Raw genomic sequence first — 14,472 nt, 5'->3', positions numbered from 1 at the left:
TTCGATCGAAAGTGACGCACCTTAATTTAAGGGCGATTCCCTACAGGATAGCTTCGCACGCGCGTACTTCAGGAAAAAAACGGCGATCCTCTTCGAGGGCTGCGCTAATGACTTTGGCTGAACTACGAGCTAAATTGCAAATTTTACAGCTCGATTGTCACAACTTTTTTCTTGCTTTTTTCGTCGCGCAGCACGACTGTATTGTAGGGTGATGTATCCGTCCCCAGCGGAATTGGCAGCTTAAAGCTGCCGCTCTTATGCTTAAGTTCGCCTAAATCTATGCTTTTCGTTATATTGCCATCTGTTGCCAGATAAGCGGTAAGTTCGCCTTTATAATGTTCAATCAAAAAGTCTCTGAAGAAAACGACTTCCCCACCCTCCTCGGCATCGATAGCAAGGATGACCGTACCGCTAAACGTTGCGCCTTTTTCTTCTTCATCAACCGTCGCCATTTTAATTTCCGAGGGGTCTTGACCGGACATATCTGGCATAAATTTTTTCTCCTGAACTGAGCGCAATAATTAACAAGAATCTTACCTGACGCTAGGGGCGATCGCAAAACTCTTAGGACGTATTTCTGCATCGGTCTTGCTTCTGTCTGAGGTTATAGAAGCCCGCGAGCGCGCATTATACACCAATTACTCTCAATTCTTGAGTCACTAAGTACAGACAGTTAAAATTTTCTATTCTATAATACCCCCAAGTCTCGCAAACACCGCCGCGTTAATTCGATTCGATATTGAGCCTCCTTAGTCTGGAGTTTTTAATTGATTGGGTGGAGAATCAAGCCTGATGTTTCTGATAATTTAAGAGCGATCGCACTTCACTCAAGAAAGGGCGATCGCCCTTAAAGATTATTCTTTCCAGTAACGGGTTAAAATCCGCATTACTTCACCTGCTAGAGGGGACGGTAAAGGCGGACTCCATTCACCAACTTCTGCAAAACCCAAAACGTGCAGCAGATTGATGATGCTTTCCACTCCTTTGGGAATCCCGCAAATCAACAATCGGATCGGTTGCTTTCCGATGGGTGCGTCGGGAATTTCTTCGCGCAGGAGTTCGGGAACTGACTTTGGCTCTGATATCATAAGTTTTAACTACACAAATAGTCGGATAGCGATCGCCCTTGAGTTTTCGAGGCAAAGGGGCGATCGCTTTTCCGTTTGTACATTCTGAGTATAGGTCATTCTTCCAAGTTAGTCAACTGCCAAACTCAAAAAAATACCCGTAGCGGTTAATTAAAGGAGAGTGAAGGTTGCGGGATGGTAACATCAGCTTGCAAAGTCGTGCCCAGTAGTTGAGAATCACCAGTGATCCGTTGGAAATTAGCAGTTGTGATGGCCGAGCGCAACATCAGCAATAAGGAGTTGGCTGCTTTGATAGGAATGCACCCAACTTCCTTTTCTCGACTCAAAACCCGCCGTCGCCTCACGAGAATTGACGAATCGACTCTCAATGCTCTGTGCAAAGCACTAAACTGCCAACCGGGAGATTTAATGGTGTATGAGGAGGAAAATTCCGATCGCACTTAAAAAACCGACTGCGATCGTTAGCAGTAAGGTTGACAGCGACGCACCCTACACATTCGTGAAGCGAAGCTATCCCGTAGGGAATCGCACAATTTCCACTGCAAAAACGCGAGCAAACTCAGCGACAAGGATCGATCGCACTTGATCGACCTCAATTCCGGGGATAAACTGCTCTAAACTGCCAACAGGTTTATCGGGAATTCCGCAAGGTACAATTTGCCCAAAACCTGCGAGATCGGGACAAACATTTAAAGCAAAACCGTGCATCGTAATCCAGCGGCTGACTTTAATGCCGATCGCACCTACCTTGCACCCATCCACCCAAACCCCAGTCATACCGGGAACCCGCGAACCCTTCAACCCCAAAACTTCCAGCACCCCCAGCAGCACTTCCTCCAACTGTCGCAAATACCAGTGCAAATCAGGCTGGTGGCGCCGCAAATTTAAAATTGGATACCCCACCAATTGCCCCGGACAGTGGTAAGTCACCTCGCCGCCCCGCTCAACTCGGTGCAATTCCGGCCCAGTTTGGCTTGGGTCAAATTTCAGAAATTCCAACTTCGCGCCCTGTCCCAAAGTGTATACCGGCGGATGTTCCACCAAAATCAGCACATCTGGCAAATCTGGATTTACCCGACGTTCTTGCACGAGTTTTTGCTGGATTTCCCAAGCTTGGGAGTAGGGCACAAGTCCCCAATCGAGGACTAAGCAGGGTTGTGCATTTAGTTGTTGAGGGATGAGAGGAGAAACCATGCAAAAAATCAATAGTATTTTTACGGAATATTGGCCCAGCTTAAATCAAGAATTGTCAACATATAATAAAAGATTTGGAAGATAAGTGTTTTCCAGAATACATAGTGCTACTGTATAAAATATACCCAAGTTACAGAAGGGAGGGAGCTCTATGAAGCTTGTTATCCAGGGTAAAAATATAGAAATCACCGATGCGATTCGCGAGTACGTCAATCAAAAGGTGGAAAAGGCAGTTAGCCATTTTCAAACTTTGACGACGGAAGTGGACATACATCTATCGGTGGCTCGTAACCCCAGGATCAATCCTAAGCAGACTGCTGAGGTGACAATTTATGCTAACGGCAGCGTGATTCGGGCTGAGGAAAGCACGGAAAGCCTGTATGCCAGCATAGATTTGGTTGCCGACAAGATAGCTCGTCAACTGCGGAAATTTAAGGAAAAACGCCACGACAATAAGACCCAGAGTAGTGCCAAAACGGTTACGGTAGTTGAGGAACATCCTGTAGTAGCGGATCTGATTGGCGATCGAACTCCCGAACTTCCTGCTGAGGTTGTACGGACTAAGTATTTTGCTATGCCTCCAATGACGGTGCAAGAAGCTTTGGAACAATTGCAGATTATCGATCACGATTTCTATATGTTTCGTAATGCGGAAACAGGCGAAATTAACGTACTCTACGAACGCAAGAGTCACAGCGGCTATGGAGTTATCCAACCCCGCCACAGCAACGGTAACGGTAATAGCAAAAATGGCAAAACTGCCGAAAGCGCTACATCTGAAAAATCGAGTGTTGCGAAAAGCTAGATAATTGCTGACTGCTAATTGTTAATGGCTGCAAGTCGTTAGCAAAAAAGGACTAAAGTCCTTACTACGAACCACGAGTTTTTAGTAAGGACTTTAGTCCTTTCTTGGTTTTTTAATATCATGATTCGTAGTAAGGACTTTGCGGAGATTTCCTATAGAAAATGGGTGAGCGTTGCTCCGCCCCCAGATTTAGCTAGATAAATTGCTCTCACCTCTGGCACGCCGTTCGAGAATTGTCACATTCTAGGAGTGCCCGAACTTGGGTCATACGCACGGCGAGGGCTACAAATCAACGTCTTGCAAACCGAACAATATATTGAGTCTGATGTTAGTCCTACTTTCCCCAATATCTCGATTGTCGAACTGGTGAATCAGTACACTCAGCCGAGTCAATTTGCTGCCAGAACCCCCTCTATTCAAGCTTTTAAAAATTTGATAGAGGAAAATATTTACTCTCAGAACTTTCTTCCTCACTAACAACCGTTAGTTCGCAGTCATAAATTTAGTTTTTTCTGGGTTTTTTATAAAATGAGGCATGAGGACTTTCGTCCTCATTACCAACAATATATTTAAGCAAATCCATCTAAATTTTGATGGTTTCTAAAGCTTTGAGTGCTTCTGCAACGTGTGCTTTGAAGTCTAACATGGAGTCAAAAATATGCTTGACAACGCCTTCTTTGTCAATGACATAAGTTACTCTACCGGGCATAATCCACAGGGTAGGGGGAACGCCGTATAATTGCCGCACTTTGTTGCCCGTATCACTCAACAAAGTAAAAGGTAACTGATATTTGGCAGAAAAATTCTGGTGAGACTGCTGCGAATCTTCGCTAATTCCTATGACTTCTGCACCTGCGTCTTTGAAGACTTCGTAACTATCTCGAAAAGCGCAAGCTTGGGTGGTGCATCCGGGTGTGTCGTCTTTGGGATAAAAGTAGACTATGACGTTTTTTTTGCCTTTAAAATCTTTGAGGCTGACTGATGTGCCAGTTTGAGATGGTAAGGTAAAATCTGGTGCGGTGTCTCCTACTTTGACTGTCATGTTTTTTAACTTAGTAGATGTGTTTGCGGGAAATTTTAACTTTTGTTATTGTACAGTTTTTTGTGACGAATAGTTCGTAGGTGCGATCGCCCGATTCGGTATCATCCCATTCTTACTTTCTCGCAACCCTAAAAAAACCTTTTTACCAAATCTGGAGGCAGCCGACGATTCGCAGCTACGCGGATTAATTAGAGAGACTTTTTTGAACCGCACATCCACGGCGATTAACGAAGATTCTTATTAACAATGGGATGGACGGCGCTTCAGCCTTACTACAAACTTAATTGTTATCGACCTTTAGTTAAATTTTTTAATTCCCGCCAGATAGGAGGAATTTGACCGGAGTGTGTGCGGGGCTGGGTGAGGATTCCTTGAGTCGGACTGAACAGTAATGATAGCACAAAGAATCCCGATGCAACTAAAACTATTGCGGGGCCAGAGGGTAAGTTATAGAAGTAGCTGAGATACATTCCGCTAATGCTGGAAATCACTCCGATTATTGCGCCTAAAATCATTACTTGGTGCAGGCGAGTTACTAGGAGATAGGCGGTACTTGCGGGTGTAATTAATAGGGACAATACTAGCACTACGCCAACGGCTTTGAGGCTGGCAACTATTGTGAGGGCGATTAGTACCATCAGTCCGAAGTTGAGCAGGTTTACTGGCAAACCTGTTGCTTGTGCTCCTAATGGATCGAATGTGTAAAATAGCAGTTCTTTGTAAAAGACTACTACAACTAATAAGACTACGGCGACTATGACGGCTGTGTCGATCGCATCTTCGACAGTCACGCCCAGGATGTTGCCGAAAAGAAAGTGGTTGAGGTCGATTTTGTTGTCTTTTTGGACGATCGTAATTAAGGTGATGCCGAGGGCGAAGAAGGCTGAAAATACGATGCCCATTGCCGCGTCTTCTTTGATTGTCGATCGAGCTTTGATCCAAGCTATGATGACTGTACTCAAAACTCCGGCAATGAAAGCGCCGATAAATATGTTTGCTCCGAGGATAAAGGCGATCGCCAATCCGGGCAAAACCGAGTGGCTGATGGCGTCTCCGAGCAAGGCCAGCCGCTGTACCATGAGGTAGCTGCCGACGATCGCGCAGACGATGCCGACGAGAATGGCAATTATGAGCGATCGCTGCATGAATCCGTACTGCAACGGCTCAATTAAGGTTTGTAGCATAAAATTTATAACATCACAGTTAACTAATGACTAACAACCAAAGCAACCGGCTTTAAGGGGAGATTGATCGTTGCCAAACCCAATATTACCCAAGAAACTGAGTTCAAAAACGTAACTCGTAGATTAATGACTGCTGGCTAATTAAGCGGCTTGTCCGGCAAAAAACATTACTTGTCCGCCGTAGGCGCGGTAAAGATTTTCTTGGGTTAGCACTTCTTGGCGGGAACCAGCGGCAATCAATTCTGTATTTAGCAAAATTAAATCGTCAAAATTAGTGATTGATTCGCCTAAGTCGTGGTTGACTACTAAGACGATTTTCCCGGCATTTGCTAGTTGGTGGAAGATGTCGAAAATGATATTTTGAGTTTTTTGATCAACGCCGACAAACGGCTCGTCAAAGCAGAAAATAGAGGCTTCTTGGGCTAATGCTCTCGCTAGAAATACTCGCTGTTGCTGTCCGCCGGAAAGTTGTCCGATCGGTCTGTCTTTGTAAGCAGTCATGCCTACTCTTTCTAAGGCATCGGCAGCGGTGCGGCGGCTAGCTGCGGAGAAGCGGCGAAACCATCCGGCTTTTCTGACTCTTCCCATCATCACGACATCCCAAACCGTGGCGGGATAGTTCCAGTCAATTTGCGATCGCTGGGGCACGTAGGCTACTGTTTCGAGTCGATCGGCGATCGCTTCTTGGCCCCAGGTAACAGTGCCGCGAGCTGCCGGAATTAAGCCCAACATTGCTTTGATCAGCGTGCTTTTGCCGGCACCATTGGGGCCAATAATACCCGTCAGCCTTCCCGGTTTGACGGAAAGATTGATATCTCGGAGTGCCTCTACCGTGCGGTAGTTTACTGCTAAGTGCTTAACAGCGATAATTTCAGTGTCGGTAGCGCTGTCTTTGAGGTCGCAAACCATTTTAGACCAAGGATTCTCGTTGGGCAATGCGGCGGTATTCATGGGGGTGAGTCTATCTCCTTTTTATTAAGTTTACTGTAAAAATGAAAAGAATATGAAATCATCGGTAAATAGGAATAATCTGGAACGCAGGAGAGGTAGATAATGCGACAGTGCCAGCTCGAAACCCCTCAAACCATAGGTTTGGCGACGAAAATCTCAAATCGGTTAAAACTGATATCTTCCACCCTTCTCAATAACAGGCAAGATGCCTGTTCCACAAAGAGTGAGTCTTCTTGTGGGGTGGGCAAGATGCCCGCCCAGACAAGGGTTATTGAGAATGGTGCAAGATGTGAGTTAAAACCGACGGCAATTGTGAAGCAATCCGATAAAGGAGAGTTTAGCGGTGAGTCGGGGATTGAAACCGCCGCCCCTGGATGGGACAAGTCCAAGGCATTTTGGATTAGAACTATTGCTTGCGGCATTTTGACTGTGGGTTTATTTAGTTGTGCTTCAACCCAGGGCGATCGCCTCTCTCCAGAGGCAGATGCTAAACCCAAGGTAGTTGCTACCAGCACAATTATTGAGGATTTGACCGATCGGCTAGCGGGTGGCGAAGTTCAGCTAACAGGAATTTTGCAGCCGGGAACCGATCCTCACGTTTACGAACCGGTGCCAAAAGATTCTCAAGCTTTAGAACAAGCTAACTTAATTTTGTATAACGGTTACAATTTGGAACCGGGATTAATTAGAATGATGAATGCCGCCGGAATTAAGGCGCGGAAATTAGCAGTGGGGGAAGTTGTCAAGCCTTTGCTACTGAATAAAGAAGGCAATACCGTACCCGATCCGCACGTTTGGGGAAATGTGGAAAATGTAGTTCAAATGGTGGAAGCAATTCGGGATGCGCTAATCGAACTGTCGCCGGAAGATCGGGAGAAGTTTACGCAGAATGCTGTGAAACTTACTGAAGAGTTAAAACGTTTGGATATTTGGATCGAACAAGAGATTAAAACTATTCCCGAAAACCAGCGCAAATTAGTAACAACTCACGATGCTTTTCAATATTACAGCCGGATTTACGGATTGGGAATTGCTGACAGTTTGATCGGGATTAGTACGGAGGAACAGCCGAGCGCTCAAACGGTGCAAAAGTTAGTAGAAGCGGTGAAAGCTGCGGGAGTACCTGCTATTTTTGCCGAGACTACAATTAACCCGCAACTGATTAGAACAGTGGCGGAGGAAGCGGGGGTGAAATTGGCGGCGCAGCAACTTTATTCGGATTCGATTGGGGCGCCCGGAAGCGAGGGGGATTCTTATGTGAAAATGATGTCGGCTAATACTCGCACCATCGTCGAAGCTTTGGGGGGAAAATCCACTCCGTTTGAAGTTAGCAAGTAGCAAGTAGGGTGCGTCGGAGGAGTTTTATTTTCTCTGCGGGGTGACAGCTAGCTGACGCAGCCTACAAGTTTCAGTATGCTTGCATTGCATAAGTCTTTGATTGATACAGAAACCGCAGATTTAAGGCAGATAAACACAGATAAACGCAGATTATTGAAGGAATTGAAAGCTTGGGAATGCAAGAGGTCTAGTTTACCTGCTTCGACAAAATTAAATTGAGCACGTTCAATTCGTTGGAACTTAAAAGATATTTATCTGTAAAAATCTTTTCTCGACTTTGCTCTAAACTGTAGCTTCTAAACACGATAAATGGGAAGTCTCGATACTTGTGTCCGATCGGCATTACACTATCTACAGGGTAGATCGATCGCACGTAAGCCGACAGAATATCCCGAAACATCCGATCCTCCGGTTCCTCCAACCTGGTGTCAGCAAAATACTCCTGCATTTCCTCCCCGCTAACGAAAGCAAACAGCGGTATGGCATAATAGCGATCGAACTGCTGACTCTGCTCTTCAAAATACTGAGTTTTCTCCACATCGCTGTTGAGAAACTGCAAAAGCTCGATCGCACCTCCTCTAATTGCCGATCGTAAATTCTCAGGGTAAGATTTGCTATCCCTGATGTGCTCCATTTTTTGCAGCAACTTAGCATCTAAACATTTCCGAATCTCCCTATTCAGCGCCATCTGGTAGTTTTCCTGCAAACTTTTATCAGCCAAAGGCACTAATAACAAACTACCACAAACATGACCAATCTCTAGATTACCACAACCCAACAAACCCTCAAGAGGATTGCACATCTGCAAAAACTTGCGATTAAAATCATCCCGCAATTCCAGGTAAGAATCGCCCGTTACACGAGACTTATCAGAATTTTTCAAAACAAACTCCGCACAGCTCAAAAGCTCCTCCAGACCTTGACAAACATCCTGTAACAACTTATTTCCTGGGTTGCTGCGATGTTCGCTTTTCAAAATTTTAATTAAAGAAGCCATCTTGCTACTAAAAGTATCGCCCACAGCAGAAATCGACTTCCCGCCAATCGGAATCATCAAAAACTTTTCCCTACCCAAATATCCATATCCCACAATCCGTGTCATCACCGCAGTCTTAAGAATTAGCAGCAAATTCAACAAACTCAACTTGCTTTCTTGTAGCGAAAGTTCGGCATCATCTGCATAGTAAACTGCTGTATCAGACAAGTAAAAAACCAACTCCTTAGCTTCACCATCCAGCGTATTACCGTGTTCATCTTCCCCACGCCCGCGATAAATCACCTGTATGACTTCCATCAGATTTTTCTCAATCTGAAAGCGGGGAATATCCACTAAAATATGCTTAGTTTTAGGGAAAGACAAGCCGCGACTTCCCGATGCAGTCATAAAGATTACTTTAACTTTATTTTTGCACTTTTGTATTTGCTCTTTCTCCTCTTCCGAAATATTCGCGTGGACTTCCAGATAATCTTTATAGCGGTTAAATTCTCGTTTTTCTTGAATTTTATCAATTAACTCCGCCAATCTTCGCTTATCCTGAATGTAGACGATAATTTGTTCAACTCCCGGTATTGCTAACCGCTGATTGATATCTTCAATTATTTCAGACTGTACTGATTTAACTAAATCATTTTTGGGATTTAAAGCAGTATTTTCAGTAAACTTTACAGCCTCTACAAATACCTTATAAGTTATCTCTAAACTGCTAGCGGGATAGGAATTCGTATTGATAACTTTAGCAGCTAACCGTTTGAATTCAAAAGGTATGACTTGCAAAGGCGGGATTTCCTGAGCATTTTTATCTACATTTTTGAAATAGATTTTATCCGGTTCCGGCGAGGTATCGCTCAAGTGCTGTTTGATGACATCGGGGTCAACAATCGAAGCATCTGCTACAATAATTTTAGTATTAAAACCGTGCCGCTTATCCGCCAACTCATAATCTTGGACAATTTCCGTAATTCCTGACAAAAACTCCACACCCCCATCATCTCCCGTAACTTCATCTATCATGATGAATAAGTGTTTAATCCGGCGGGATATTTCCTGCATCTTAGCAGAAACAACTTTTCCTGTCCGTTTATTGAAAACATCTTGAAATATCTTTGCAAAGTGTTTTAAAGTATTTTCCCCGTTTTCAGTTGCTTTCAAAGACTGGATAGAAACCGTGGCGATAATATTATTAGAAATTTCACCATTATTAATCAGGGCATAAACTGCATCGCAAGTGCTGTTTAGCACTCCCAGAGTTTTGATATTGGTTGGTTGAAGTACGGTTTCCCCTTTTCTTTCAATTTGCCGCTGGTGATATTCTCTTCTCTGATTTTCTGGATTGTCTTTGAGGAAACGAACTGTTTTTTCTGTGAAATCCTCATTGCGATTATTTGATTGGTACCTGATGGTACGCCGTCCCCCATTGCTGGCAATAATATCAGAGTTTGTGTTAATACAAAAAAGGCGATTATCAAAAAGTAAATCTGTTTTTTTGTCTTTAAAATTCTCGATGATATCTAAGTTTACTTGCTTGCGGGGACTGACATAAAAAAACAGGAAACCATCGTCTATATGCTTTTTGAGGAAATTTGCGATCGCAGTTGTTTTACCTATTCCCGGATTCCCCGTCAAAAAAACGTAAGTTTCATCAGATTCCAGTGCTTTGACAATTAATTCAGCGTGAGCATTTCTCAGATGCGATCCGCGCGAAACTTGCAAATCATCTGCCAGTTTATCTGATATAATATCGATGGAATTAGCAAAACCATCAATCCGCTCAGTATGAGGTATAAAACTAGCCTCTTTCCCGATTGCTAACAAATCATCAACAAACTTCCTGCCTTCTTTAAAACTGTGAGCCGCGTTGATTTGGATAACTTTGAAAACTTCGCTCCGAGCAATGTTAATATCTTTATATGTATCTTTATTTTTGTAAATTTGCGAACAAGTTGACAAAAAGTTAATTTTGTCTTTACCTAGCGAAATAGCATTAACAGTGCGATCGCTATAACCGACTACATTAAACAATACCTCAGCATTGCTTGAAAGTATATCTGTTTTTTCCAAAAAATTATAGAAACTGTGAGAGTAGCTACCCGCTTGAATTAACTTCGTGGTTTCCTTATCCTGATAGTTAAAAGCTTTAAAATAGTCTTGCAACTCCTGTGAAAAATCAATTCCTAAAGTGCTGGTATCGATTCCCAGGTTAGAAAACACACTTTTCGATCGCAAATAGCTAATTTCTCTCCCCAACAGTTTCCGCATCACCTCAACTTCATGCAAATCAGGCATCTCAGTAGCAGCCGGAGAAAACACAGATAAATCAACACACAAAATTCTAAATTTCTTACCTTTTTGTAGCAGCAAAAGCGTATCCGCCCACAGAAATTCACCCGTTTTTGAGTAGCGATTGATGTACAAATTAATGTCAGCAGTTGATAAACTAGGTTTCAGGGCTTCGAGTTGCAATAAAACTTCTCTAAAACCTTCTGTATCCTCTTTAGCATAAGTTCCAATGCTGTTAGTTTTAGTAAAACTGCACTGATAGTACAAAATTTTTAACTGCTGTGGTTTTCCACCAATAGCTTTCAGGTACTCCCGGAAAAAATTCAAGCCGCCCAAAAAGCCTTTCTGTAGATAAAACAAGCTCCATTTTTCAACTATTTTAATGTTAAAACTGCTTGGGATATTATGCGACTTGATAATTTCGGCTACCATCTTGGAAAACTCTATCTGCTGCAAATCTCGGCGGTAAGAATCGCCGAAATTGTGAGAGATTTTTTCCTCCTGAATGCCAGCCAGAATCCCGATATTAAATCCAACTTCAAAGAGGCGACCGAAGTTTGCTGCTATCATTATTTTAGACCTCAATCTGCTACATTTAACACTTCTCTTACCTTGTTCAAAAATGCCAACGAATTAAAAGTAGCACTTCCATCCGCGTGACTGAATTCAGATAAAGCACCAACGGATGACTCGCCAATAATGCGACCAAACGGATCGAGTTTCAAGCTAATTTGTTGGCGTGCTTCGTACTTAGAAAAGTGAAAAATTGTCAAATAGTGCAATAAAGTATCTTTAATTTCACTATCATAAATCAAGCCTTGGCGAATATTTTGATCGTCGAGAATTCCCTCGTAAATATTCAACAGTGTCGAATAGGAAATTACCCCATTGTAAAAATTCTTTTCCCCTTGTTCTACTGTAATCCCATTAAACAGATTGAAAAACATCGCGGCTTGCTTGCTCGGATCTGCAAATAAGTTAGCAAGTTCCGCTGTATCTTGAATATAAAAAGATTCTCCCCGATGCTTTTGGGGACTGTGAACGTAGTATTTATCAAGGAATACCGGATAAATTCTAATATCTTGTCGCTCTCCTTTCAAGGTGCGGATAATATCTTTGGACAGGAAAAATAATTTCTCGTCTTCATCATTTTGAGTAATGTGCAGCGTACTCATATAAGGTGCTTGCGAGATATACAGAAAATTTCGATATCCTCGCTTGTACAACTGGCTGACAATATCTTCGAGAATTGATGGTTGAGTATAAAGATGCTCAAGGCTATAATTTGCGGAGAAAGTTTTCAGCAATCCGACTTGAATAGTTCCGTCTTCGTAGCGCCTGATTCCGTTAACTTCGCCCAGCAAACAGGCTTTTCTCGATGCGCGATTATCGCTCCTACCTTTTCTCGCGTCGCTGTCTCTTGTAGATACTGCAATAATCGCTAAATTATCCAATTCTGGAGATAGCTGCACGTTGTTGAATCGAAATTTTTTAGGAAGTATTGAATACAGCGAACTCAAACCGTTTCTGATTTTAAAAGCACTCAAAGTGCCTCTGATGCGGAATCCCTGGGAGTTGGTTCGGTGGTTTTCACTCAAAATGTGAGATAATGTTTTGGAAAGATGCCTCATAAACTTTTCCGAAGGGAAAGGATGATCGTGGTCGCCTTCGTGAATTCTAACTATCGGCACGAATGTATTATTTGGTAATTTTTTCAACAAGATTCGCAAGCAAATATACGACAGCAGCAAAACCACAAACTTGTAAACAAAAGCTGCTTCTTGTTTGAAACCTCCTTGGCTATCTAAGCGTCGGTATTCGTAGGGAAACACAACTAATTTACCCTTAAAATTTTCATTTAAAATTTCTTGAGAACGCTTGGCAGTCGGAACCGAAAGTATAGGCAAAGCCTGGATACCTTTGATGCTGTATTCCATGCTGAAACTTTGGAATTCATCAGTTGAGAAATAGCGAATATCTTCAATGGTAATATTGACTGGCAATTGACAAATAGCTTCGGGGCTGACATTCGGCTGTCCCACGGAAATATACTGAAGGGTTTCCTTGGGATTGCGCTGCACTACTTCTTTGAAAAATTTACCCGTTGTCAAAGTATTATTTACTTTTCTGAGGATGCCTGTTTCAATTAAGATGTGTCGCGGTTCTGTGCAAGGCTGCAAAATAGTTTTTGCTTTGATGAAATCTTTCAAAAACTTTTTGATGCTGTTGATTTTTGTCTCGACATTAAACTTCTCAAACCCTTTTAGGAAATTGCGAAAGAGCTCTTTTTTCGCATCTTCGTTAGATTCATTCAGTACGGGAAATACTTTGCGATCGAAATTGGCGATCGGATCGTAATCAAGTTCAGATTCGGGGTTATAATTTGGATCTAGCGGATTGCTGTTAGAAGCAAATACAAAATAGTATAAAAATGCTATTTTTAGTACCTGTCGAAAGAAAGTTTCGTGATAAGCTGGTTCCTCCAAAGCGGCTAGGTGTTCCGGGCTGTCGGGATTTAGCACATTGAGATTGTAGTCAAATACGCTATCTGCGCCGTGGGATGGAACTGGATTGCCAAACTTGAGTTTTAAGCCAAAGACAAATTGGCGATCGCCCCCAGAAGTATCGGTCGTTTCTCCCAGATTACCTGCTATAATCGGAATAATGGGCAGCGCATCCAAAGCTTCCGATCGCGAAAACATATCTTTATAATTAATCTTAGTCTCCTGATAGTTAACCAGATAGTCTCCCTCAACTTTATCAGCGTCTTTGATATACTGTTCTATCAACCGCAAGCGCCGGATCAAATCTCGTAAATAAATGCAGCCTCTGTCGTTGGCTTTATCTGGGCTGACGTTTGCTAAAATATATTCTAAATAAGTAATTTTTGCTTCTTTTTTTAGTTGACCTATAGTTTCTTTATCGACAATTCGCACTAATCGATGAAAACTAGAAGTTTCATCTGTCAACATTTCCTGAAGCAGTCGATTGAGTTCATCATTGTCATCCTCAGTCTGAGCTTTTTCATCAATATAATTTTTTAAACCTTCTTGCAATTCTTGTTGAAAAATATTTGCATTCCGGACAGAAATAGTAACTTTGTGAAACTTGAGCAAGGAATTGCTTCCAGTGCCCAAGGGTTCCAAAGTTAGCTTCTTTTTTTGCAAATTGTGATGTTTTTTGTCGAAATCGTATTTGAGGCCTAACTGACTTCCACTGCCTTTAAAAGACTCTAGAGGACTGGTTAAGCTATTGACAAAATTTTCAATTGCAACACTTTTTCCTAAAATTGATTCTAATTGCTGCCGCAAACACTGTTGAATCTCCCTGATTTGACCACCAAAATGCTCTTCAATTTCCGGCTGTAAGTTAACAGTGGCAGAATCTGCTTGACGTTCAAAATCTCCCAAGGGTTTTCGCACTGGTAATTTTGCAACATCAGCAGCAATGGCATCAATATCAATTAACAAGCGACGGGAATAGTCCGACACGCTAAATGGGTTTTTAGTCTGCAATGTTTCTAAAATCTTGTCCAGCAAATCGCCATAGTCAACTGGAACTAAATCGCTGTCATCCAATCTTAAGATGTTCAC

The 14,472-nt window shown here is 42.6% G+C and carries 12 protein-coding genes; 4 read left to right on the top strand and 8 right to left on the bottom strand.

All coding sequences use genetic code 11. The features are described 5' to 3' along the window. Positions 1–143 precede the first annotated feature (143 nt). Together QUA77_RS05605 and QUA77_RS05600 are read right to left on the bottom strand one after the other, a co-directional pair. Complete coding sequence (locus tag QUA77_RS05605) at positions 144–491, bottom strand: hypothetical protein (protein WP_333036295.1); 348 nt, start codon at positions 489–491, stop codon at positions 144–146. A 363-nt stretch (positions 492–854) separates the two neighbouring features. Further along, positions 855–1,088, bottom strand: a complete 234-nt coding sequence (locus QUA77_RS05600; protein WP_333036293.1) for a hypothetical protein — start codon at positions 1,086–1,088, stop codon at positions 855–857. A 222-nt stretch (positions 1,089–1,310) separates the two neighbouring features. On the opposite strand from QUA77_RS05600, the gene QUA77_RS05595 reads away from it, so the two are divergent. Further along, complete coding sequence (locus tag QUA77_RS05595) at positions 1,311–1,532, top strand: helix-turn-helix transcriptional regulator (RefSeq protein WP_333036292.1); 222 nt, start codon at positions 1,311–1,313, stop codon at positions 1,530–1,532. Between the two features lie 66 nt (positions 1,533–1,598). On the opposite strand, the gene lipB is transcribed toward QUA77_RS05595, so the two are convergent. Continuing rightward, entirely contained in the window at positions 1,599–2,282 is a 684-nt protein-coding gene (lipB, locus tag QUA77_RS05590; RefSeq protein WP_333449512.1) for a lipoyl(octanoyl) transferase LipB, read from the bottom strand. Positions 2,283–2,433: 151 nt separating this feature from the next. Between lipB and hpf the strand changes: the two genes are divergently transcribed. Beyond that, entirely contained in the window at positions 2,434–3,087 is a 654-nt protein-coding gene (gene hpf / locus QUA77_RS05585) for a ribosome hibernation-promoting factor, HPF/YfiA family (RefSeq protein WP_190663308.1), read from the top strand. Between the two features lie 297 nt (positions 3,088–3,384). Further along, positions 3,385–3,564 carry a hypothetical protein gene (locus tag QUA77_RS05580; RefSeq protein WP_333449511.1) on the top strand — a complete coding sequence of 60 codons (180 nt, stop codon included), beginning with the start codon at positions 3,385–3,387 and terminating at the stop codon, positions 3,562–3,564. 106 nt (positions 3,565–3,670) lie between these two features. On the opposite strand, the gene QUA77_RS05575 is transcribed toward QUA77_RS05580, so the two are convergent. From QUA77_RS05575 to QUA77_RS05565, 3 genes are all read right to left on the bottom strand, one after another. After that, positions 3,671–4,129 carry a peroxiredoxin gene (locus QUA77_RS05575; protein ID WP_333449510.1) on the bottom strand — a complete coding sequence of 153 codons (459 nt, stop codon included), beginning with the start codon at positions 4,127–4,129 and terminating at the stop codon, positions 3,671–3,673. Between the two features lie 287 nt (positions 4,130–4,416). Continuing rightward, a complete protein-coding gene (locus tag QUA77_RS05570) occupies positions 4,417–5,313 on the bottom strand; it encodes a metal ABC transporter permease (RefSeq protein WP_333436481.1) in 897 nt (298 codons plus the stop codon). A gap of 141 nt (positions 5,314–5,454) precedes the next feature. Further along, positions 5,455–6,264, bottom strand: coding sequence for a metal ABC transporter ATP-binding protein (locus QUA77_RS05565; protein WP_333449509.1), 810 nt, complete (start codon positions 6,262–6,264; stop codon positions 5,455–5,457). A gap of 102 nt (positions 6,265–6,366) precedes the next feature. On the opposite strand from QUA77_RS05565, the gene QUA77_RS05560 reads away from it, so the two are divergent. Further along, positions 6,367–7,602 carry a metal ABC transporter substrate-binding protein gene (locus tag QUA77_RS05560; RefSeq protein ID WP_445302059.1) on the top strand — a complete coding sequence of 412 codons (1,236 nt, stop codon included), beginning with the start codon at positions 6,367–6,369 and terminating at the stop codon, positions 7,600–7,602. A 187-nt stretch (positions 7,603–7,789) separates the two neighbouring features. On the opposite strand, the gene QUA77_RS05555 is transcribed toward QUA77_RS05560, so the two are convergent. Together QUA77_RS05555 and QUA77_RS05550 are read right to left on the bottom strand one after the other, a co-directional pair. Next, positions 7,790–11,449 (bottom strand): helicase-related protein, encoded by a 3,660-nt coding sequence (locus QUA77_RS05555; protein WP_333449508.1) that lies wholly within the window; start codon positions 11,447–11,449, stop codon positions 7,790–7,792. A gap of 11 nt (positions 11,450–11,460) precedes the next feature. Then, entirely contained in the window at positions 11,461–14,472 is a 3,012-nt protein-coding gene (locus QUA77_RS05550; protein WP_333449507.1) for a hypothetical protein, read from the bottom strand.

Origin of the sequence: Microcoleus sp. K5-D4, from assembly GCF_036704575.1 — a bacterium.
In the GTDB taxonomy this organism is placed as follows: domain Bacteria; phylum Cyanobacteriota; class Cyanobacteriia; order Cyanobacteriales; family Microcoleaceae; genus Microcoleus.
The sequence above is the reverse complement of the archived record's forward strand: the minus strand, read 5'-3'. Positions and strand labels throughout refer to the sequence as shown.

What these genes read in the sequence shown, in the direction of transcription:
- lipB (WP_333449512.1), bottom strand. Translation starts at nt 2,282, where the DNA reads ATGGTTTCTCCTCTCATCCCTCAACAACTAAATGCACAACCCTGCTTA.
- QUA77_RS05555 (WP_333449508.1), bottom strand. Translation starts at nt 11,449, where the DNA reads ATGATAGCAGCAAACTTCGGTCGCCTCTTTGAAGTTGGATTTAATATC.
- QUA77_RS05570 (WP_333436481.1), bottom strand. Translation starts at nt 5,313, where the DNA reads ATGCTACAAACCTTAATTGAGCCGTTGCAGTACGGATTCATGCAGCGA.
- QUA77_RS05600 (WP_333036293.1), bottom strand. Translation starts at nt 1,088, where the DNA reads ATGATATCAGAGCCAAAGTCAGTTCCCGAACTCCTGCGCGAAGAAATT.
- QUA77_RS05560 (WP_445302059.1), top strand. Translation starts at nt 6,367, where the DNA reads ATGCGACAGTGCCAGCTCGAAACCCCTCAAACCATAGGTTTGGCGACG.
- QUA77_RS05605 (WP_333036295.1), bottom strand. Translation starts at nt 491, where the DNA reads ATGCCAGATATGTCCGGTCAAGACCCCTCGGAAATTAAAATGGCGACG.
- hpf (WP_190663308.1), top strand. Translation starts at nt 2,434, where the DNA reads ATGAAGCTTGTTATCCAGGGTAAAAATATAGAAATCACCGATGCGATT.
- QUA77_RS05575 (WP_333449510.1), bottom strand. Translation starts at nt 4,129, where the DNA reads ATGACAGTCAAAGTAGGAGACACCGCACCAGATTTTACCTTACCATCT.
- QUA77_RS05565 (WP_333449509.1), bottom strand. Translation starts at nt 6,264, where the DNA reads ATGAATACCGCCGCATTGCCCAACGAGAATCCTTGGTCTAAAATGGTT.